16 protein-coding genes are annotated in these 19,490 nt (G+C 68.6%); 13 read left to right on the forward strand and 3 right to left on the reverse strand.

Annotation, left to right across the window (positions count from 1 at the left end; translation table 11 throughout):
* Nucleotides 1–183 precede the first annotated feature (183 nt).
* The 3 genes from KBX26_RS10340 (at nucleotide 184) to KBX26_RS10350 (ending at nucleotide 5,740) form a co-directional block, all read left to right on the forward strand.
* A complete protein-coding gene (locus KBX26_RS10340) occupies nucleotides 184–2,175 on the forward strand; it encodes a hypothetical protein (protein ID WP_210865305.1) in 1,992 nt (663 codons plus the stop codon).
* 532 nt (nucleotides 2,176–2,707) lie between these two features.
* Nucleotides 2,708–3,475: a restriction endonuclease gene (locus tag KBX26_RS33175; protein ID WP_374224253.1), complete on the forward strand. Its 768-nt coding sequence runs from the start codon at nucleotides 2,708–2,710 to the stop codon at nucleotides 3,473–3,475.
* Between the two features lie 1,116 nt (nucleotides 3,476–4,591).
* Nucleotides 4,592–5,740 (forward strand): recombinase family protein, encoded by a 1,149-nt coding sequence (locus tag KBX26_RS10350; RefSeq protein WP_282102184.1) that lies wholly within the window; start codon nucleotides 4,592–4,594, stop codon nucleotides 5,738–5,740.
* A 43-nt stretch (nucleotides 5,741–5,783) separates the two neighbouring features.
* Here KBX26_RS10350 and KBX26_RS10355 read toward each other — a convergent pair whose 3' ends face one another.
* Together KBX26_RS10355 and KBX26_RS10360 are read right to left on the reverse strand one after the other, a co-directional pair.
* On the reverse strand, nucleotides 5,784–6,359 hold the full coding sequence (locus KBX26_RS10355) for a tetratricopeptide repeat protein (RefSeq protein WP_210865308.1): 576 nt from the start codon (nucleotides 6,357–6,359) through the stop codon (nucleotides 5,784–5,786).
* A gap of 204 nt (nucleotides 6,360–6,563) precedes the next feature.
* Nucleotides 6,564–6,809 (reverse strand): hypothetical protein, encoded by a 246-nt coding sequence (locus KBX26_RS10360; RefSeq protein WP_210865309.1) that lies wholly within the window; start codon nucleotides 6,807–6,809, stop codon nucleotides 6,564–6,566.
* A 759-nt stretch (nucleotides 6,810–7,568) separates the two neighbouring features.
* Here KBX26_RS10360 and KBX26_RS10365 point away from each other — a divergent pair.
* The 9 genes from KBX26_RS10365 (at nucleotide 7,569) to KBX26_RS10405 (ending at nucleotide 17,184) form a co-directional block, all read left to right on the forward strand.
* Nucleotides 7,569–9,929 (forward strand): PEP/pyruvate-binding domain-containing protein, encoded by a 2,361-nt coding sequence (locus tag KBX26_RS10365; RefSeq protein ID WP_030328576.1) that lies wholly within the window; start codon nucleotides 7,569–7,571, stop codon nucleotides 9,927–9,929.
* Between the two features lie 23 nt (nucleotides 9,930–9,952).
* Nucleotides 9,953–10,534, forward strand: coding sequence for a gamma-glutamyl-gamma-aminobutyrate hydrolase family protein (locus KBX26_RS10370; protein ID WP_210865310.1), 582 nt, complete (start codon nucleotides 9,953–9,955; stop codon nucleotides 10,532–10,534).
* The gene (locus tag KBX26_RS10375) at nucleotides 10,531–11,307 is read left to right on the forward strand and encodes an NTP transferase domain-containing protein (protein ID WP_210865311.1); all 777 of its coding nucleotides are present in this window, start codon (nucleotides 10,531–10,533) and stop codon (nucleotides 11,305–11,307) included. The genes KBX26_RS10370 and KBX26_RS10375 overlap by 4 nt, the downstream gene beginning before the upstream one ends.
* The gene (locus KBX26_RS10380; protein ID WP_210865312.1) at nucleotides 11,292–11,807 is read left to right on the forward strand and encodes an adenylyl-sulfate kinase; all 516 of its coding nucleotides are present in this window, start codon (nucleotides 11,292–11,294) and stop codon (nucleotides 11,805–11,807) included. The genes KBX26_RS10375 and KBX26_RS10380 overlap by 16 nt, the downstream gene beginning before the upstream one ends.
* Nucleotides 11,808–11,827: 20 nt before the next feature.
* The gene (locus KBX26_RS10385) at nucleotides 11,828–13,054 is read left to right on the forward strand and encodes a hypothetical protein (protein WP_210865313.1); all 1,227 of its coding nucleotides are present in this window, start codon (nucleotides 11,828–11,830) and stop codon (nucleotides 13,052–13,054) included.
* Between the two features lie 55 nt (nucleotides 13,055–13,109).
* Nucleotides 13,110–13,898, forward strand: a complete 789-nt coding sequence (locus KBX26_RS10390) for a class I SAM-dependent methyltransferase (RefSeq protein ID WP_051708169.1) — start codon at nucleotides 13,110–13,112, stop codon at nucleotides 13,896–13,898.
* A 27-nt stretch (nucleotides 13,899–13,925) separates the two neighbouring features.
* Nucleotides 13,926–14,747: an aldo/keto reductase gene (locus tag KBX26_RS10395; RefSeq protein ID WP_030328588.1), complete on the forward strand. Its 822-nt coding sequence runs from the start codon at nucleotides 13,926–13,928 to the stop codon at nucleotides 14,745–14,747.
* 88 nt (nucleotides 14,748–14,835) lie between these two features.
* Nucleotides 14,836–15,741, forward strand: coding sequence for a sulfotransferase domain-containing protein (locus KBX26_RS10400; RefSeq protein WP_030328590.1), 906 nt, complete (start codon nucleotides 14,836–14,838; stop codon nucleotides 15,739–15,741).
* 51 nt (nucleotides 15,742–15,792) lie between these two features.
* Nucleotides 15,793–17,184: an MFS transporter gene (locus KBX26_RS10405; RefSeq protein WP_081883692.1), complete on the forward strand. Its 1,392-nt coding sequence runs from the start codon at nucleotides 15,793–15,795 to the stop codon at nucleotides 17,182–17,184.
* A gap of 14 nt (nucleotides 17,185–17,198) precedes the next feature.
* On the opposite strand, the gene KBX26_RS10410 is transcribed toward KBX26_RS10405, so the two are convergent.
* Nucleotides 17,199–18,233 carry an NAD(P)-dependent oxidoreductase gene (locus KBX26_RS10410; protein WP_081883693.1) on the reverse strand — a complete coding sequence of 345 codons (1,035 nt, stop codon included), beginning with the start codon at nucleotides 18,231–18,233 and terminating at the stop codon, nucleotides 17,199–17,201.
* 189 nt (nucleotides 18,234–18,422) lie between these two features.
* Between KBX26_RS10410 and KBX26_RS10415 the strand changes: the two genes are divergently transcribed.
* Nucleotides 18,423–19,400: a LuxR C-terminal-related transcriptional regulator gene (locus KBX26_RS10415; RefSeq protein WP_051708170.1), complete on the forward strand. Its 978-nt coding sequence runs from the start codon at nucleotides 18,423–18,425 to the stop codon at nucleotides 19,398–19,400.
* Nucleotides 19,401–19,490: the final 90 nt, after the last annotated feature.

A 19,490-nucleotide genomic window follows, 5' to 3' on the forward strand; every position in this document is an offset into this window, starting at 1 on the left:
TCTCCCGTAGTCGGAGGAACAGGGAGCAAGCCGGCCGGCTGGCGTCCTCTGTTCTCCTCTTCGGGAGGTTTTCCGGTCGGGATCTCTCCGCTACGGTTCTCGTATGCGCAGGTCAGGCGGCGAGAGTTTCGATCCGGTCCGGATCCGGTCCGGAGTCTGTTCTGATAGCCAGGAACCGGGCGCGTGAAGATCGTCAGGGATACGCCCGCGGAAGTTGTCCAGTTCGCCGTGGAACTACAAGCCCTGTATGACGATGCCCGGCCAGCGGGACGTCAGGTGCTGATCAGCGCGGCGAGTGAGAACGGGATCAGGCTCAATGAGAAAACGCTGAGTGACTGGTTTGGTGGCATGTCGGTGCCCCGAAGCGATGCTGCGATTAGATTTTTGATCGGGTATCTGCAGCCGATCGCAGAGCGCAGGGCGCAGCGCCCACAACGCGCGTGGGCATGGTGGCGAGGACTGCTCCAGGCCGCCCGGGCGGCGAAGCGACCGCAGAAGGCGGGGCGGCCGCGGAGCCGGGTACTGGACACGCTCGTCCGAACGGCTGGTTCCGCGCCCTGGCCGCAGGTTCGCGACCGCGATGCCGTGGAGATGGGCGTCCATCCCGCCGCGTTCCTGCCGCCGTCGGCGTCGCCGCTGACGCTGTGGATGCATGGCCGGCGCCAGCCGCAGGTGCCTCCTACCTATGTCACGCGAGAGCACGACGAGGCGTTGCTGGGCACCTTGCGCGCGGCGGTCCAGCAGGAGTCGTGCGTGGTCCTCGTGGTGGGGCGGTCGTGCACCGGCAAGTCACGCTCGGTGTGGGAGGCCGTGTCGCGGGAACTAGGCGACTGGTTCCTTGTGGATCTGCGCGACCGGCGTCAGGTCCAGCGACTGAGCGATGGGGACGAGCCGACTGGGGACTTCGTCCTGTGGCTGGACAACCTGGACCTCACGGACGACGCACCTCAGCTTGCGGAGGTCGCCCTCGCCGCGGTCCATCAGCGCGGGGCGGTCGGACGGCGGGTTCTTGTCGTCACCATGTGGCATCAGCCGAACACCGAGTCGCCCCGGCAACTCCGGGAACTCGTCAGAAGGGCCGGCGCCCCGGTGCACGTCAGTGAGGACTGGACCGGGGCGGAACTAGATCAAGCCGCCCGTCTCGCCGCCACTGACCGGGTGCTCGCCGCCGCACTCCAGCAGATCGGCTTCAGCCCGTCGCAGGTGCTCGCGGGCGCCCAGTGGGCGCTCGGGCTGTGGCGTAACGCGCATCAGCGGGAGACGAGTGCCGTGCTGACCGCCGCGATCGATCTGGGCCGGCTCGGCATCGGCGTGCCGGGCGGCGGGCCGCTGACGCGCGACCTGCTGGAAAGTTGTTCAGCGTGCTACCTCACGCGACCGCCGAGCACCGACGACTGGTTCGAGCCGGCGTTACGGAAGGCGACAACTCCGCTGGAAGACGCCGTGTGGGCGCTGGCACCGCCTCCGCCCGGCGTCGCCGGTTACCGGCTGTTCGATCCGCTGCTGGATTACGCCCGATTCCAGCGGCACTACGATCCGCTCCCTGCGGGGGTCTGGACCGCTCTGACCGAGGCCGACTTCGGCCGGGAAGAGTTCAGCCGCCTGGCGCAAGAGGCCCGCGATCGGCTCCTTCTCCAGCAGGCGTCGGCTTTCGCACAGCGAGCGATGCAGGCTGAGTCCCGGCTCCCTGTGCCCCCACGCCAACCGCCCAGGGTTCTACCGCCTCCCCCAACACCTCCGTCGCCGCCAACCCCGATTCTGATGAAGGTCAACTCCACCAGCCCGTCCCGAAACCGCGCTGATGCCCTACTAGAAGCCGACGACCTCGAGAAACTGTTGGACCACGCCATCAACTCCAACGACACCTACGTCCGGCGGCGGCTGGCCATGCTCTACGAACGGCGCGACGATCGACGGGCCCTGCGAGAGTTGGCGACCTTCAGCAGGCGGGGTGCTCGGCACTGGGCGGCAATGCTCGCCCGCGAAGAAGACCCTGGCGAGCTGCTACGAGCGGTGGTGTGCGGCGACGGCTTTGCCCTCCGGGCGTTGCGAGACTGGCCGGTCGCCGGCCTCGACGATACGCAACGCGAAACCATCCTGCGCTTTGGCCTGACCCCGGACGGCCACCCAGTACGCGCCCAAAATGATCCACTCTCGAAGTCCGGCGGGGGTTGACGCTGAATTAGCCCTTGTGCGGGGTGATGGTGTTGAATTCGCAGGTGTAACCGAGGTTTGGTGTAGTGGGCAAGGTCTGCCCTTATCCCAGAAGTTCGGCGACTCGGTCCTGGTCCTGGTCGGTGGCTGTGAACGTGACGATTCTTGTTCGGGATCGTCTGCGAGTTGAAGCACGACGTGGTGGAGTTCGAGTTTTCCAAAAACCGGGTCGTGGTTCATAGCGCCTGCGAGACCACGATGACGTTCGCGAAGCCCTCACCACCCTGAATGAGCCACGGATTTGAGGTCAGATCCCGGCCAGCACCGCCCGGTCGTCTACCCGCCGCCGACCGCCACCTTGCCGACGAACCGGCGCGGGCGGGGTCAACGGCGCCGCCATCGCCGACAGCCCATCTGGCACCCGCGTACGGATCGTGGCCTCGTGAACGGAAGCAGATGCCCGAGCGCGACGATCATCCAAATGAGATACGCCGTTAGTGGATGGGGTTTGCTACTGTCGCGGCTCCGCCCGAGCCGCGTTGCCGGAGGTTCGATGCAGCCGGAGGACAAAAGGCACCCTCCCGGTGCGCCAGCGCCGCAGCCAGTCAACGAGTGGGCGGCTGCGGAGGAAAACGCTGTGCGCTGGCTTCAGTGGCTGGGGCATGGCACTGCACAGCGCAGCCGGTCGGGCGCCGATGGTGGCATCGACGTGACCGGCACGGACGTCGCAGCGCAAGTGAAGTGGTATGGGACAGCGGTAGGTGTGCGGTCGGTACGCGAACTCGTCGGCGCGGCGACGGGTTTGCCGGTTCGCGTGTACTTCTTGTGTAACGCGGGCTTCACCCGCGATGCCATCGCGTACGCCGATCGGGTCAACGTCGCCTTGTTCCGGTTTTCCCCTGCGGACGGATCCATCAGCCCCCTGAACTCGGCTGCAGAGCAGGCATATGCGTCCGCCGTGCAACGGCACACGCGCCCTACGGTGGAGGCGACCTCAGCGGCCTCCCAGTTCCGCGCCTTTTATCGGGAGACAGCCCGAGACGCATCGGGGCCGACGGGACCTGCGAGCAAAGCCGCAGTCATCGTTGCCCTGGTTCCGGTCGGAATGTGCCTGGCTGGCGCCTTGGTCGTCATCCTCGCCCGCAAGACTGGCGGAGGACCGAACTGGCTCGGAAATGCCTGGGCTGCCTGGATGACGGTGGCGTGCCTGGGAGTGCTACCAGCCGTCGTGATCGCCGCCGTCATACAAGGACGCAAAACGCCGCCCGTCAGAGGCTCTTCAGCTGCGGGGATCAGTCATCCCGACCCTCAAGAACCGTAGCGTCGCCGTCCGGGTGACCAGCTCGCGTCACGGATGCTGATCCTTCGGGTGCGCCGAAGAGGTTACCGCGCAGGAAGCGCTGGTCAGATGGCTGCCGGTGGGATTTGAGTCCCAACTGCCGGAATTCCTACCAACTCCACCATGGCAGATCTAGAGCCGCACGTCGATGGATGGTCGTCCCGGCGATTGGAGTCGGCGGGCCCAAGATGACAGGCCGGCAGTGGGCAGGCGGGGAGCAGCCAACGCTGACCACTTCGGTCTTCTCTGGGAGGTCACGGCGGACCACTCGCTTGTATCGCCGCAGGTCATGGCCCTCAGCTCTACGCCGTGTCGGTGAGCACTTCGGGCGCGGTGACCACTTCGCCAACCTGCACCAATCTGCACCCACCTGCAAGCCCCGGCCGTCCAGCAGCTCCTTACCGCCCTGGCCTGCGCATACTCTCCTGCCAGGCGACATAGAACGCGGTCGACTGAAGGCCCGAAACGGCTGAGCACTCCGCGGTGAAACAGGACGCCGCACCGACTCTGACCTGCGGAAACGTGGAGCCGCAGCCACGGGTGGGTGCAGTTGAGTGCAGTTCGATGCCGTTGGACGCAGTTCAAGGCCGTTCAGGGCACCCCGCTGCTCCCAACCTGCTCCCCCAAACCGGGCTCGCACCGGGCCGGCGACCGCCCATCGATCGTAAGCTGCCGACCCAGCGCCTTGGCTGGCACCAGCGCTGGCTCCCGCAGCCACATCGGTCAATCGGCGAGCACGCTCACGATCGCCGCGCCTTGTCGGCGCTGACAGCCGGCATAGTGGACGCTCCTATTCGTTCACGTGAGTGTGTTCAAGCGTTTGCGAGTAGGTGTGCGGTGGGGGCGTAGTCGATCTTCCAGTCGGTGTAGACGCCAACGTACCGTCGGCGACGCAGCGTAGGCCGAGGCTGACCCAGCGAACCTCGTGGTCGGCGTTCATGGCGTAGCCAACGCCAACAGAGAACGCCTCGCCTCCGCAGGGACAGCCGCATTCCTCCAGCGCCGCATCGTCGACGTGGTCGGCGCTGTCGGCGATGGGTGGTGACGCCGGGCTGCTGTGCGGGCTGGAGGACTGGCGCGACTGGGCCCAGGTGTTAACTGTTCCTCACCAACCCCCGCTATACCGGGCGGCAGGTGTGGAACAAGCAACGCACCGACGAGGTGCTGCTCGACGTCGACGACGTGGCGATGGGCCACACCGGCGTCATGCGCTGGAACGCCCGCGACAAGTGGGTGGTCTCCAAGGAGATCACCCATGAGCCACTCATCGACGATGCGACCTTCGAACAGGCCAAAGCCATCCTGCAGCGGCGGGGCCGGGGAACTGGCGGACAACACGTCCGGCAGCGCACCCGCAACCCCTACGTCTTCCGGGGCCTCATCTACTGCGCCGCCTGCGACCGGCGCATGCAGGGCCAGTACAACCACGGCGACGCCTACTACCGCTGCCGCTTCCCCCAGGAGTACGCCCTCGCCAACCAGGTCCCCCACCCCCGCAACGTGTACCTGCGCGAGGACGCACTCACCGACCCGCTCGACAGCTGGCTGGCCTCCGCATTCGCGCCCCACCGCATCGCGCAGACGATCACCGCGATGGCCGACGCCCAACCCCTCAACCATCCGCCCACAACGGGCGCCGCAGCCCAAGCGATCATCACCGAGTGCGACGCCAAGCTGGAGCGCTACCGCGGCGCCCTCGACGCCGGAGCTGACCCGGCCGTGGTCACTGGCTGGATCGCGCAAACCCAGGCCGAACGCACCCGGGCAGAAGCCGAACTGCACGCCATCGCGGGTTCCACCCCGCGCCGGATGAGCCGAGCAGAGATCACCGCCCTGGTGACCGCGCTCGGCGACACCACCACCGTGTTCCGCGACGCCGACCCCGCCGACAAGGCCGAGGTCTACCGGCAACTCGGACTCCGGCTGAACTACCAACCGGAAACGCAAACGGTGCGCGCTGCAGTCGATCTCAGCGCGCACCGTGGGCCTATGGGTCGTGTCCGAGGGGCAACACGAACCAATGCCCCACCACCGTTGAAGCTCGGCGCAACTCTGAAGCTCACGCAAACATTGCTGCGGTGGTGGCCTCTTCGGGTCCGCCGAAGAGGCCACCCAGCAAGAAGCGAGAACGTGCCAGGCCTGCTGCCGGGTCGACACCACCACTACGTATGCCCGCGCGAGCCTTCGGGAGGTTGCTGCCGCTCTGGCGGCCCTGACCTACGAGCCTCATCCCCTCGCCTGAGCTGAAACCATCGAGGGGGAGGCCTAGTGGTTACGTCCAGAGGCTCGACTAGTTTGCGACGGGTGTCGGTGGTGTCGGGATGGTCGGTGCCAGCACCCGTTCGCGAACCGGTAGCAGCGCGGCGAACTGATCGCGGGCAGCGGCTGAGTCGCCGGCCAAGCCAGTCCATTGGGCGAGCCCCTGCCACGACGCGAGGGTGGCCGGATGGTCTGGGCCGAGGATGCGCTTCTGGACGGGCAGCAGTGCCGCGTACTGGTCACGGGCCGCCAGGATGTCGCCAGTCTCTCCGGTCCAGCGGGCCAACTGGTCGCGGGTGTCGAGGGTGTCCGGATGGTCGGCGCCCAGCGCCCGTTCCTGGACGGACAGTAGCGCGGCGAACCGATCGCGGGCGGCCGCCGGATCGCCGGCGAATCCGGTTGTGTATGCCAGGCGGTACCGGGTGGTGAGGGTGTCGCGATGGTGTGCGCCCTGCTCCCGTTCTCGGATCGACCGCAGGGCGCTGAAGTCGTCGAGGGCTACGGCGTACCACCCGGTGGCGTTGAGGTGACGGGCGACGTTTTCGGCGATGCGAGCGGCACGGATGATGAGGTCGGTGTCGGTGGTACGGGTTGCCTGGTTCAGCACGTCGACGGCTCGACACCTGGCTGGCCTCCGCCTTCGCAGTCGGCCGCCGCCAACGCCGCCGCGCTCGAACGCAGGTGCAGAAGCCGTGACAACAGCACCTTCAGCCGTTGTCCACGAGGCTAGTGTCGCGCACGAACCCGAGGATCTACCAGCACACCATTAGGCAAGGACGGCAAGCAGCTCCGTCGGCTCGACCGCGAGAAGTTATTCGATCGCGGTACGGGCCGGTGGGCCGCACCGATCGGCTGCGGCGCGCACCTCGGCGGCGTGCCCGGCCGCGACGATCGTCCGCAGCGCCTGCTCGGCTCCCTGCCGGGGCCGCTCCATCAGCTTCCGCACCCGCTCCGCCGCGTCCTCAGCCAGCCGGACCGGTCGCGTCGCGGGTACGCCGCGCTCAGCCAGGACTTCGGCAACGGCAGCTGGTCCTCGGTCCACGTCGGCCCCGAACACCACAACTCCCCCAACCGCTCCGTCCACCGCGAATCCCACGCTTCGAGCGTGCCAAGAAGCCGGCGCGCGGCGCGTACCTGCGAACCGTCGACGACGCCCCGCGCCTCGTCCTCATACCGATCCGCGATCTCGCCCACCATCTGCGCTGGTCAGACCGGTGACGCCGCCATCAAGCCCGCGCCCGACGACCCCACTACACCCGACGCCTCAACCTCGAACTCCAACCATGATCACGAACGGCGGCTGCCGTACCAAGAGGTCATGCCGGTCCAAAAGATCCGCAGCTGTAGTACCTGGTCGACAAATTCGATCTTGAATGCCATGTCGAGGTGCCGCAATAGCCATTGAGACCCATAGTTGTCAATGAGGTCGCTCAAAATAGTGCGGTGTCCACAGTGGGCCGACTTCAGATGACGAAAACGTGACGGTGTTAGGCCGACGATCGAGCGGGTAGCAAACGCTTCAGCAAGAGTTCACCGAGTTGACGAGACGAGGGCTGCAGAAATTGAACTGCTGACGTGTCCGCCAATCGCCCGCGACGCGCAGACAGCGCACGATTTCCGCAGCTGGGCGCATCTCCCAATAGGCGGACGGTGGCCCGGGACAGCGCCGAGACTGCCGCAGTCGCGTTGCCGTCGCACGCATCTCAACCACTAGACGGGATTTCCGCCGGACGTCCGGAAGCAAAGGAGCATCATGGCATCACATCATCCTGCCCTGACCTCTGCGGTGAGTCACTCCCCGTCTGCCGGGCATGCGATGCAGCGCGGCACGCCGACCGCTCTTTTCGGCTCCAAGGCCGAGACGCTGGAACAGCTGGCCCCGCTCGTTCGCAGGGCACGCGTGCTGCCCCTCCGGTACTTTTCCGTCACGGAATGGCGGACTGTCCCGGAGAAAGTTCTGGACGACGTGCTGAGCAGGCCGTGGGGCAACGAGCCGCTGATCGTGCGGAGCAGCACCCGGCAGGAGGACGACCCGGGCACGCTGATGCCGGGCAGCTATCTGTCCGTGGCGGGTGTCGCCGGCCGGCAGGAGTTGCGCGAGGCGGTCGACGCGGTCATCGACTCGTACCAGCGTCGGATCGAGGAGCCCGTGCTCGACGATCTCGGTGAACAGCTCGTGCTGGTGCAACCGATGGTGCGTGACGCCACCATGACCGGCGTCGTCTTCACCTGTGATCCCAACACCGGCGCGCCGTACCTCGTCATCAACTACGAGGAGAACGGGGACTCGGCGGCGGTGACCAGTGGAGCGCGTGCCCGACTGCGCACTCTTTACGCCTGGAAGACCAGCGGCACCGGCCGGGGCGACGCCCGGATCCAGCAGCTCATGGAGCTCTCACGTGAGCTGGAGGAATTGCTCGAACGCAACAACCTCGACATCGAGTTCGCGTTCGACGTCACCGGTGAGCTGTACCTGCTCCAGGTCCGCCCGATGGTGGTGGAGACGCTTCTCGACAACGACGAGCACGAACAGGCGCTGAGCGCCATCGCGTCCAAGCTCCGGACGGCGGGTCAGCCGCATCCGCACCTGTGCGGTCGGCGCACGGTCTTCGGCGTCATGCCGGACTGGAACCCCGCGGAGATCGTGGGCACCCGGCCCCGGCCACTCGCCCTGTCGCTGTACCGCCGCCTCATCACCGACGGCCTCTGGGCCGATCAGCGAGCCCGGTACGGCTATCGAGACGTACGAGGCTTCCCCCTGATGGTGGACTTCTTCGGTTTGCCGTACGTCGGGGTCCGGGAGAGCTGCAACTCACTCGTTCCCGCATCCATCGACGACGACCTCGCCGAGCGACTGGTCGACCACTACATCGACCGGCTCGTCGCGAACCCGGAGCTGCACGACAAGGTCGAGTTCGACGTGGTGTTCTCGTGCTACTCCTTCACCCTGCAGGAGCGGCTCGCCAATCAGGTCGAGCACCTGTTCAGCGTTCAGGAACGCGACGACATCGTCAGTTCGCTGCGCACCCTGACCAACCGGCTCATGGACCCCGAGCATCCGGCCCGCCGCGAGGACCTCGCGAGCATCACCTCGCTGCGCGCCAAACTGGGCGAGGTGCGCCAATCCGATCTGGACCTACCCACTCAGATCTACTGGCTGCTCGAGGACTGTCGTCGCTTCGGCACCCTGGCGTTCGCCGGCTTCGCCCGACTGGGCTTCATCGCCACCGAGATCCTGGGCTCGCTGGTCGAGATCGACGTGCTGACCGAGGAGGACGTGGCCCGGTTGATGGCCTCCCTCGACACGGTGACCAACCGGATGCTGCGCGACCGCACCACGCTGACACGCGCCGAATTCCTGCGCCGGTACGGCTTCCTGCGTCCTGGGACCTACGACATCCGCTCCCCCCGCTACGACGAGGAGCCGGACGGATATTTCGACTGGCCGAACGCCCGGGTCAACGTGCAGGCGCCGGAGCCGTTCCGGTTGCCGCCGAAGACCATGCGCCAGATCGACGACCTGCTCCGGCAACATCGCCTGGAGCAGGACGCGTACGGCCTGCTCAACTTCTTCATTACCAGCATCGAGCTGAGGGAGAACTCGAAGTTCGAGTTCACCCGCCACCTGAGTGAGGCGCTGGCGCTCTTCACCCAGCTCGGCAAGAGCGTGGGGATGGACACCGAGGAGATGTCGTACGTCGACGTGGAGTGCATCGACGGGCTGTATCGCGGTGCCGAGAACCCCGCGCGGGTGCTGCGCCGGTGCGCCGTCGAGGGACGGCAGCGCTACGAGCTCACCCGCCGGCTCGTGCTGCCGCCGCTGATCACTGACCCGGCGGACGTGAAATCGTTCCACCTGCCCGCCACTGAGCCGAACTACGTGACCCAGGAGTCCGCCACCGGGCGCGTGGAACTGGTCACGGCGCACCCGGCCGACCTGCAGGGCAAGATTCTCATGCTGCCCAGCGGCGACCCCGGCTACGACTGGATCTTTTCCGAGGGCGTGGCCGGTTTCGTCACCCGCTACGGGGGCGCCAACTCCCACATGGCGATCCGCGCGCACCAGTTCGGCATTCCAGCCGTCATCGGGGCGGGTGAGGTTCTGTACAACCGCTGGGCCGCCGCCGACTACCTGAAGATCGATTGCCTCAACCACCGGGTGGAGGTGCTGCGATGACGTGTGTCGCGGTCACACAGCGTGTGGTCGTCGACCCGGCGCACGGGGTGCGCAGCGACGCGCTCGATCAGCGGTGGTGGCCGTTCCTCCGTTCCTGCGGGCTGACCGGTCTGCCTGTTCCCAACGATGTCGACAGCGCCGTGCGGCTGGTGCGTGTCGCGTCGGTCGACGGCCTGTTGCTCACCGGCGGCAACGACTTGGCGGAGCTCGGTGGTGAGGCCCCTGACCGGGATCGCACCGAGAGCGCCCTGCTCGACGTGGCGCACGAAAGCGGCCTGCCGGTCGTGGGCGTCTGCCGGGGGATGCAGATGCTGCTGCGCCGCTTCGGCGCCTCGCTGCACCGGGTCACCGGCCACGTCACCGAGCGGCAGCCGGTCTGGATCGACGGGGGCAGCCGGGTCGTCAACAGCTACCACAACTGGGGCGCCACCGAGATCCAATCACCGCTACGGGCATGGGCGACCGGGCCGGGTGGCGTCATCAAGGCCATCCGCCATGAGACCGAGCCGGTACTCGGCCTCATGTGGCATCCCGAGCGGCTTCCGATCGAGCTGGCCGGCGAGGACCGCCGCATCTTGCGGGCCCACTTCGGAGCAGAGCCATGAGGGGAGTCATTCTGGCCGCCGGGCGCGGCAGCCGCCTCGGAGGTCTCACCGAGGAGCGTCCGAAGTGCCTGGTTCCGCTGGCCGGCCGGCCACTGCTCGCCTGGCAGCGGGCCGCGCTCACCGCCGGCGGCATCGCGGAGTTGGCTGTCGTCGCCGGATACCGGTCCGAGATGCTGAACGACCGGGGCCTGACGGTCATCCCCGCGCCGCGGTGGGCGCAGACCAACATGGTCCGCTCGCTGCTCGCTGCCGAGCACTGGGTGGCCACCACGCCGTGTGTCGTCTCGTACGCCGACATCGTCTACACCGCCGAGACGGTCCGGCGCCTCGTCAGCGCCCCCGGTGGACTGGCCATCGCCTACGACCCCGCCTGGGCGCAGCTGTGGCACCGGCGCTTCGCCGATCCGCGGGTGGACGCCGAGACGTTCCGGCTCGCACCGGACGGTGCGCTGGAACAGATCGGTGCGCGCCCCGCGACCGTGGCGGAGGTTCAGGGCCAGTACATGGGACTGCTGCGGTTCACTCCGTCCGCCTGGACCGGCGTACGAGCCGTGTTGGACGCGATGCCGCCGGCAGAGGTCGACGCGCTGGACATGACAAGTCTGCTGCAACGGCTCCTGAAGGCCGGACACCGGATCGAGACGGTGCCTTGCCAGGGCGCCTGGGGCGAGGTCGACAGCACGACGGACCTGGCGGTCTGCGAGGACCTGGTCGCGCAGGGCCGGCTCGTTTTCCACCAAGAACGGGAGACACATACATGGTCATCTGGCTGATAGGTCTCTCCGGGGCGGGCAAGACCACCATCGGCACCCGCCTCGCCGCCCGGTTGCGGGCAGATCTGCCGAACCTCGTCTACCTCGACGGCGACCTGCTGCGCGAGGTCTGGGGCGGCGTGAGCCACGACGTCGCCGGCCGGGAGGTCAACGCCGAGCGGCTGAGCAAGCTGTGCCTGATGCTCGACCGGCAGAACATCCACGTGGTCGCCGCGGTCCTGTCCATCTTCCCGCACTGGCAGCAGTGGAACCGGCGGCATCTCTCCCACTACTTCGAGGTGTTCCTGGACGTGCCGATGGAGGTCGTCGTCGCCCGCGACACCAAAGGTCTGTACCGCTCCGCAATCGACGGCGAGACCAGCGACGTGGTCGGCGTCGACATCCCCTTCCCCGAACCCGCCGCCCCCGACCTGGTGCTGGACAGTTCGGGACGCGACGGGACACCGGACGACCTGGTCGAGCGGATCGTCGCAGCCCTGCCCGTCCCGGTGGCGCGATGAGGGCCCGGCATCTGATCGCCGTGCTCGGCGGCTACGTGGCAGTGGAGTACGGCGCCGCCCGGCTCGTGCGGCGGCTCAAGCCCGGCTTCCCCTGGCTGCTCATGCCCGGGGACGAAACCCCGGCGATACCGGCCGCGCTGGTGCAACGGCACGTCGCCCGCTCGTTCGACCCGGAGCTCGGCTGGTGCCGGCGCCCTGGAGAGCAGGGTACGGAGACCACCGACAGCGGCCGTGTCGGCTATGCCATGGACGAGCGTGCCCGCCGGCGCAATCCCGGTTTCGAGTCGGAGCCGGCAACGGTCGCCTGCTTCGGTGACTCATTCACCTTCTGCCGGCTGGTCGGGGACGACGAGACCTGGCCCCATCAGCTGTCCCGGCTGCTGGGTGTCAACGCGGTCAACTACGGGGTGGGTAACTACGGTTTGGACCAGGCTCTGCTGCGCCTGGAGCGGGAGCTGCCGGATCTCGAGGCCCAGGTGATCGTCATGGGGGTGGTCCCGGAGACCGTCGCGCGGGTGCACTCCTACTGGAAGCACTACTTCGAGTACGGCAATGTGCTGGCTTTCAAGCCGCGGTTCACGCTCGGCCCGGAGGGGCTGCGGCTGCATCCGAGCGCGGTCCGGCGCCCGGAGGAGTACCTGACCTACCAGGAGCGGCTGACGGAGATCACCCGTCTGGACCCCTTCCACGCCGGCAAGTTCCGCCCCGACATCTTGCGATTCCCGTACCTGCCCAAGCTCGTGCGCCGGGCGCGCCGCCACCTTCCCGTGCTGGCCCACCTCGCCGGTGGGCTGATCCGCGGCGACGGCGGCCGTGAGCCCGCGATCCGCGCGGCGTTCCGCGTGGTCCTGCGCGACAACGCCCGCTGGACGGCACGGCTGTACGCCGACCCGGACGCGCGAGGACTGATGCGGGCCCTGGTGGAGCGTTTCGCGGCCGTGTGCCGTGCCGCGGGCAAGCACCCGGTCTTGCTCGTCATACCGCAACTGGCCGACCTGGAGAGGCGCGACGGCGGCAGCGCGCACCATGGGTTCCTTGCCGAGGTGTCGCCGACGTTGCGGGTGGTGGACCTCACCGAGCGATTCCGCCGGGATCCGGATCGAGACGGCCTGTTCGTACACGGCCGGCTCGGACCTCACTGCAGCCGGCGCGGCAATGCGCTGGTCGCCGAAGCGCTGAGCCCTGTCATCGGCGGGCTTCTGACCGAGGCCGGCGGAGGGCCGGCCCTACCGCAGACCATCCGCTGAATCATCCGACTGACCGGCGCTGGTGACGCGCCGGCCGACAGAGAGGACGACAACCATGACCGACACACAGACGATGCGGCTCGGTGACTTCACCGGCCTGGCTGAGAACTACTCGGCCTACCGATCCGGGTATTCTCCCGCCGTCCGCGCGGCGATCCTCGGCCTTCTCGGCCGTGACCCGGGGGAACTGGACGCCGTGGACGTCGGCGCGGGTACCGGCATCTGGAGCAGGATGCTCGCCGAGGCCGCATTCCGCTCGGTCATCGCGGTGGAGCCCAACGACGACATGCGCGGGGTGGGCCAGCGAGACTCGGAGGGCACCGGCATCACCTGGCGGGTCGGCAGCGGCGAGGCGACCGGCCTGGACAGCGGGTCAGCGGACCTGGTGACGATGGCCTCCTCCTTCCACTGGGTCGACTTCGACAAGGGCACCGAGGAGTTCCGCCGGGTGCTGCGCCCGGGCGGATGGTTCGTGGCGCTGTGGAACACCCGGAAGCTGGACGCCAACCCGCTGCTCGCCGACATCGAGGAGGAGCTGACGCGCCTGGAGCCGGGGATGCGCAAGACCGCCTTCGGCAAGGGCAGCTTCACCGAGACGCTGACCGAGCGCCTGGCCGGGCATCCCGGCTTCGACGACATCCTCTACCTCGAAGGCCGGCATGTCGATGTGCAGCCGGTGGAGCAGCACCTCGGGGCGTGGCGAGCCGTCAACGACGTGCGCGCACAGCTCGGTGAGGAGAAGTTCGCCGCGTTCCTGCGCTACGCCGAGCAGCGGCTGGCCGACCGCGACACGGTCGACGTCACCTACCTGACGAAGGCCTGGGCCGTCCGCCGCCGGGACTGAGCCTCCGTGCGAGGGGAGGAGGATCTCATGGACGTTACCGTTCGCGGGGACGAGCGGATTCCCCGTCTCGGCCTGGGTACCGGCGAACTACGCGGTGACGCCTGCTTCGCCACCGTCTCGGCGGCCCTGTCCCTGGGTTACCGCCATCTGGACACGGCGGCGTTCTACGGCAACGAGGGCGAGGTGGGCCGCGCCGTGCGGGCCAGTGGCGTCCCTCGCGACGAGCTGTTCATCACCACCAAGGTGTGGTGGACGGATGCGGCGGCCGACCGGGTGTACGCCTCCGCTGACGCCAGCCTACGGCGGCTGGGCACCGAATACGTCGACCTCCTCCTGCTGCACTGGCCCGCGCCGCACGTGCCGCTGGCCGAGACGATGACCGCCCTGCGCCGGGTGCGGGAGGCCGGCAAGGCCCGTCAGGTGGGCGTCAGCAACTTCCCCTCCGGGCTGCTGCTGGAGGCTGCCCGGCACGCCCCGGTCTTCTGCGATCAGGTCGAGTACCACCCGTTGCTCGCCCAGGAGGAACTACTCGACAGGGCGAACGAGCTGGACCTTTGCCTGACGGCGTACTCGCCGCTCGCGCAGGGCGCCGTTGCTCGTGCGCCGCTGATGCGGTCGCTGGCCGATCGGTACGGCCGCAGCCCGGCGCAGATCGCCCTCCGCTGGCTGGTACAGCAGCCGCGTGTCGCAGCGATTCCCCGTTCGACCGCAGTACCCCATCTGGTCGCGAACCTCAAGGTATTCGACTTCGTGCTCGCTGACGACGACATGAAGGCGATCGGTGAGTTGGCCCAGCGGCGCTCAGTGCGGTTGAGCGATCCCGAGTTCGCCCCCGACTGGACCCGATGATGCCTCAGCCGGGGTCGTCCGCCCGGCTGAGCCGGTGCGTACGACGTCCGTCCGCAAAGATCCATCACCAAGAGAAAGGAACACCTTCATGGCACACCGGCCGGATTCGACCCTGGCCCGCGCACGGCTCAGCGAGCTGTACGCAGACAACCTCAAGCAGCTCGGTCCACGGGACATCGTCGTGGCCAGCTGCGGTGGGGCTGGCCAGTCGCTGATCGGCAACATCCTCTTCGAAGCGGGACTCAACTACGTCGACGCCTACACCGAGCGGTTGCAGGCGGACGGCACGGCCGTCGGCGTGCGAACGCATGCGGCCTACCGGGACCGGCTCGCCTCGCTGCACGACAAGGACAGCGAGGCCGGAGGTCCTGGGGCGATCCGCCCGTGGCCGCGTTTCGTCAAGTCGCACCACCCCCCGGAGATCTTCGACGGGCTCCCGGTGGGCGGAGTCTGGATCATCGTGCGGGATCCGCGCGACGCCCTCTACTCGCTGCACCAGTGGCGCCGCTCCTTCGGCGAGGAGGAGTGGGACAAGGTGCCCGACGAGTTCGAGGACTGGCTGCGCGGTCCCGGTGACTTCTCGTCCAACCCGGTCGAGGACTGGTCGGCCTTCTACCAGGCCTGGGAAGAACAGGCCCAGGGGTACGAGCATGCCACGGTACTGCGTTTCGAGGACCTCAAGCAGCGCCCGGTGGAGGTACTCGAGCCGGCGCTGCGCGAGCTTGCGGTGGACGTCACCGCGGACACCCTCCGCGCCGCCGCGGAGGCCAGCAGTTTCGAGCGGATGCGGGCGCACGAGGACGCCGTGGTGGCGCAGGACGCCGCAGGGGAGCGGCAACCGCGGATGATCCGCAAGGGCGCGGTGTCGGGCTGGACATCCTGGATGACACCGGGCCTGGCCGGGTACTTCTCCGATCCCGAGCTCGGTGCGGTGGCCCGGCAGTACGGATACGACCTGCCGGCGCCCGCTGGACAGGCGCAATCAGCCGGATAGCCGAGCCGGGGACGAGGGCGAGGACGGTCATACGGCGAGCACGGAGGACTGATGGAATCGCAGACGACGGCGCCCGCGGCGCGGCCGGTGAGGCATGGCTGGCCTACCGCTCTGGTGCTGGCCGGCGCTATGTTCCTGGTGCTGTTCGACAGTCTCGCCGTCGCCACGGCGCTGCCGGACATCGGCGCGGAGTTCGGAGTACCGCCCGCGCAGCTGCAGTGGGTGGTGACCCTCTACTCGCTGACCATCGGTGGCTTCCTCGTCCTCGGCGGCCGCGTCTGCGACGTCTGGGGCCGGCGCCGGGTGATCGTCGCCAGTCTCGCGCTGACCGGGACCGGGCTGCTGCTCTCCGGGGTGGCGGGCACGCTGGCGCTCCTGCTGGTGGGCCGGGTGATGCAGGGCCTCGGGGCGGCGTTCGCCATTCCCGCGGCGCTGGCGTCGGCTGCCACCCTCTTTCCTGATGAGCCGTGGCGCAGCCGGGTGTTCTCCGTGGTGGCGGCCGCGGCGAACACGGCCGGCATGGCCGGGGCGGTCCTCGGCGGCGTGATCACTTCGTACCTCGGCTGGCGGTGGGTGTTCATCGTCGTTGTTCCGGCCGCGGCGCTCGCCGCGGTGGCGGGGCTGTTGTTGCTGCCGGCCGACGAGCCGTCCGGCAGCCGGCGGGAGCGGCTCGACGTCACCGGGGCGGCGTTGGTCACCGGTGGGCTGCTCGCCGTGATCTACGGAGCCACCCGGATCGGTGAGCACGGGCCAGGACTGGCGACGGTGTCGCCGGTCCTGGCTGGCGTGCTGATGCTGAACGCGCTGGTGTGGTGGGAGCGGCGGGTTCGCAACCCGATCATCAAGCCGTCGGTGGTGCGGTCCCGCCGGCTGGTGGCCAGCTGCCTGGCATTCGGTGCGCATTCGGCGGCGTACGCCGCGGTCGTGGTCGTGGGCAGCCTGCAGTTGCAGGACGTGTACTCGTTGTCCGCGGCGCAGGCCGGCATCGCGCTGGCTCCGGTGCTGCTCGGCGCCGTGATCAGTGCCGCTCCGGCCGGCCGGTTGGTACGGCGTTACGGCTCCCGCCGCGTCGTGGCACTGGCTCTCCTGCTGTGTTCGATCACGTTGGCCCTGGTGGCGTTCGGCACCGCCGGGTCCCTGACCGTGCTGGTGGTGTACCTGGTCCTCTGGGGACTGAGCGCGGGCCCCATCTACGTGGGGCTGACCCGAGAGTGCATCGGCGACGCCGCGCCGGAGGATCGAGGGCTCGCCTCCGCGCTGTTCGAATCGACCACGCACGTCGGCGGCGCGGTCTCGGTCGCCGTCTACCTCACCATGATCGGCGCCGGCTCCGGATACAGCTCCACGCAGTTCATCGGGGCCGTGGTCGTCGGTGCGTCGGTCCTCACGACTCTGCTCATCATGCCCGGTGCTCCGGCGCGGGACCCGGAGCACCGGGCATGAGGGCGGGGTGCTGGTCAGGCCCGACCGGAACTGGCGGCGAGGCGCTGCTCCGCGCGGAAGATGGTGTCCACGCCGGGCAACTCGGGCCGGTCGCCCAGCGCGTCGGCGAGGTTCCGGACGCCGTCCAGCAGGGGTATGCGAGGACGGTAGCCGAGCTTACCCAGCTTGGTGATGTCGGCAACCATGCGGTACGTGTCCTCAGTGACCGTTCCGTCGCTGACCAGCCGGGCGGGTTCGCCGGTCACGGTCTCGATGACGTGGGCGAGCTCCCGCAGAGACGTCTCGGTGCCGGAGCCGATGTTGTAGACCTCCCCACTGCGGCCCCGCACCGCGAGTAGGAGCAGGCCTTGGACCAGGTCCTCGACGTGGCAGAAGTCGCGGGTCTTGCGGTCCGGGTCACCGGCGGCGTGGATGGGCAGGCCCCGCAGGTGCCAGCGCAGGAACTGGGACACCTCGCCGCCGGCGATCTGCGGCTTCTCCCCCGGGCCGTACAGCGTGAAGGCCCGGCCGATGGTGGCCTCGAGGCCGAAGGCGTGGCAGAAGCCGATCACCGCGTGTTCGCCGGCCAGTTTCGACGACGCGTACGGCAGAAAGGGGGCAACGGGGTGCGTCTCCGGCACGGGAGTCACCTGCGGGACGCCGTACACCATCGCCGAGGAGAGGTAGACGAGCCGGGCGACGCCCGATTTCGTCAGCGCTTCACAGAGATTGAAAGTCGCCACCGCGTTGGTCTCGAAGTCGAAGCGGGGCCGCTCGACCGAGACCGTTCCGCTGGCGTTCCCAGCCAGATGGATGACCAGGTCGGCATCGGCGACGGCGGCCTCGACGGCCTGGGCGTCGCGCAGGTCCACATGGCGGGTCTGGGTGCGGCGCGGATGCGGTACGGGCGGGGGTGCCACGTCAAGGGCGACCACATCCCCGTGCCGCGCGGCCAGGGCCGAAACCAGATGACGGCCGACGAATCCGGATCCTCCGGTGACCGCTACCCGGGAGTACCGCTCGAGTTCCGCGGTGATCTCGTCGTCGGGCGGTTCCTGCGCGCTCGTCATGGACGCTCCCCTTCCAAAACTATCGACATACGTCGAATTCTGCTCACCGGTCCGATTTCCGGGCCGGCTTCGGTCAAACGCCGATCGGCTGGCATGCCGATGCCGCCACCCCTTTTGGCACCCACCTGCAGCGGGTCACCGGCACGGGCTCGCGGACCCGGCCGACAACATCGACGATCGGGGGTATCGATGCTCGAAGCACTGGGACTGACGACGATCGACCAGGAGGCGTACGAAACCTGGCTGCGGAACCCGTCATGGACAGCGGCGCAGGTCGCCCGGCACCTCGGTGAGAAAGAGGACGCCGTACTCGCCAGCCGGGCGGCACTGATCCGGGAGGGTCTGCTGGTCGACGATCCTCGGCGCCCCGGGCAGCTCGCGCCGGTCGTGCCCGACGTCGTGCTCGCCCAGCGGCTCGCCGACATCGAGGCCGCCGCGGCCCGTCAGCGTGCGAATGCCATGCGAGCGCGCGTACACCTCTCCGCGATGATGGCGGCGCAGCTGACCGGTGACGGCGGCGGCCCGGGGCAGCGCATCCGCAGCTGGCCGCTGCGCCAGGCCAAGCTTGACGAGCTGGTCCGCGGCGCCAGCCGTGAGATCGTCGCCCTGCAGAGTCACCGCCCCGCCGTGCACGGGCTCACCGGCGCCTCTGCGGACCTGGACCGGTGTGCGCTGCGCCGAGGCGTGGCGATCCGGGCGCTCTATCCCCACGACCGGCTGGTGCATCAGGACGACCTGGCGTACGTGGGCGAGTTGGTCAGCGAGGGCGGTCAGGTTCGGACGGCGGCCGATGTGGCTGCCACGGCGATCGTCGTCGACCGGGTCACCGCCGTGCTCACGACCGGCCACGAAGGCCGTCTCGAGACCGTCATCGTCATCGACCCCGCCGTCTCCGAAACGCTGGCGGCCCTCTTCGAGTCCTGCTGGGCACACTCCCAGCGGCTCGGCGGCCCGGACCATACGGCGTCGGCCGGTGGTGGGCTCAGCGACAGTGACCGCAGGCTGCTGCAACTGCTGGCGCTCGGCGTCACCGACGAGTCGGCGGCGCGCAGTATGGGGATCTCGGTGCGGACCGTCCGGCGCCATGTCTCCCTGCTGCTCGACAGGCTCGGCGCCGCCAGCCGATTCCAGGCCGGTGTCCAGGCGGCACAGCGGGGCTGGCTGTAGCGCCGGGTACCCGGGCAGGAACCGGTCATCGCGGGGATTGTCCGGCCGTGGCCACCACGGGGTCGGTTTGCCGCCCTCCGCGCCGGGCAC

It is taken from the genome of Micromonospora sp. C97, assembly GCF_018070385.1.
GTDB lineage: Bacteria > Actinomycetota > Actinomycetes > Mycobacteriales > Micromonosporaceae > Micromonospora > Micromonospora parva.

Bases quoted from the DNA above. Each gene is read 5' to 3' on its own strand.
- KBX26_RS10395 (WP_030328588.1), top strand. From the start codon at position 13,926: ATGGACGTTACCGTTCGCGGGGACGAGCGGATTCCCCGTCTCGGCCTG.
- KBX26_RS10400 (WP_030328590.1), top strand. From the start codon at position 14,836: ATGGCACACCGGCCGGATTCGACCCTGGCCCGCGCACGGCTCAGCGAG.
- KBX26_RS10405 (WP_081883692.1), top strand. From the start codon at position 15,793: ATGGAATCGCAGACGACGGCGCCCGCGGCGCGGCCGGTGAGGCATGGC.
- KBX26_RS10415 (WP_051708170.1), top strand. From the start codon at position 18,423: ATGCTCGAAGCACTGGGACTGACGACGATCGACCAGGAGGCGTACGAA.
- KBX26_RS10390 (WP_051708169.1), top strand. From the start codon at position 13,110: ATGACCGACACACAGACGATGCGGCTCGGTGACTTCACCGGCCTGGCT.
- KBX26_RS33175 (WP_374224253.1), top strand. From the start codon at position 2,708: ATGCAGCCGGAGGACAAAAGGCACCCTCCCGGTGCGCCAGCGCCGCAG.
- KBX26_RS10380 (WP_210865312.1), top strand. From the start codon at position 11,292: ATGGTCATCTGGCTGATAGGTCTCTCCGGGGCGGGCAAGACCACCATC.
- KBX26_RS10375 (WP_210865311.1), top strand. From the start codon at position 10,531: ATGAGGGGAGTCATTCTGGCCGCCGGGCGCGGCAGCCGCCTCGGAGGT.
- KBX26_RS10365 (WP_030328576.1), top strand. From the start codon at position 7,569: ATGCAGCGCGGCACGCCGACCGCTCTTTTCGGCTCCAAGGCCGAGACG.
- KBX26_RS10410 (WP_081883693.1), bottom strand. From the start codon at position 18,233: ATGACGAGCGCGCAGGAACCGCCCGACGACGAGATCACCGCGGAACTC.